This is a genomic window from Candidatus Symbiopectobacterium sp. NZEC135, from assembly GCF_025962695.1.
Genome location: NZ_JAGFPF010000726.1, coordinates 1 through 988, shown reverse-complemented (window position 1 = coordinate 988; position 988 = coordinate 1). Strand labels below are relative to the sequence as shown.

At 51.2% G+C, this 988-nt stretch carries 2 protein-coding genes; both read left to right on the top strand.

Annotation, left to right across the window (positions count from 1 at the left end; genetic code table 11):
- The coding region (locus J5224_RS30015) for a sulfatase-like hydrolase/transferase (RefSeq protein WP_264628707.1) at positions 1 to 771 on the top strand (771 nt) is incomplete at its 5' end.
- 34 nt (positions 772 to 805) lie between these two features.
- A complete protein-coding gene (locus tag J5224_RS30010) occupies positions 806 to 958 on the top strand; it encodes a hypothetical protein (protein WP_264628706.1) in 153 nt (50 codons plus the stop codon).
- Positions 959 to 988: the final 30 nt, after the last annotated feature.

Genomic DNA, 988 nt, shown 5'->3' with positions numbered 1-988 from the left:
AACCCTGAGGCTATTACGCTAGAATACCCGCTGAACAATATTCAGTTCCGTGATGCCGGCAGCGGCTACAATCTGTTGATTGTGGTGGCAGACCAGCTTCCACTTACCCGCATGCCGCAGTTGATGCGTTTTGCAGAAGAGAATGTGCACTTCAGCAACCATTTCAATGTAAGCCAGAATGCCCAAAGCAGCCTGTTTAACCTGTTTTACGGCATCTCGACCACCTACATGGATGGGGTATTGGGTGCACGCACGCCATCAGCCTTGGTGAGTTCCTTGAACCAACAGGGATATCAATTTGGTTTATTCTCTAGCAATGGCTTCGATAACCCGCTTTATCGGCAGGCATTGCTGTCAGACTTTTCGCTGTCAGTACCGGTGATTCAGCGTGATACAGAGACGGTTCAACAATGGCAGGCGTGGCTGGAAACCGGTACGCAAACCGCATCGCCGTGGTTCTCTTATATCGAGCTTGGCACCAACGGCACTCGCGCACCAACGGATGCTAAAGCCACCGATCAAAGCATCAGCGCTATACTCAACACGTTGCAAAGCCAAGGCAAACTGGACAATACCGTGGTGATTATTACGGCCAAATCCAGCGAGCGAGATAAAGGCAGTCTCTACCGTCGGTCACAGTGGCAGATCCCGCTGGTGGTGCATTGGCCAGGTACACCGGCGCAAACCATCAGCAAAATGACCGATCCAAAAGACGTTATGGTCACGTTGATGCAGCGATTGCTGCGACCTGTTTGCTGCCCAGCGACGTAATAACTGGCTGGTGAACGGCAACCGGGGTTCGTTGATGATCACCACGCCTCAGCAGATCATCCAATTGGAAGCCAATGGTCACTATGATGCTTACAACAGCGACGGTGAAAAATTGCGTGATGAAAAACCGAGTTTACCGCTGCTGTTGCAGGTGCTAACCAGCGAAAGGCGATTTATTGCCAACTAACTGCCTAAATCTAAAGCGATCGCGCCAGCT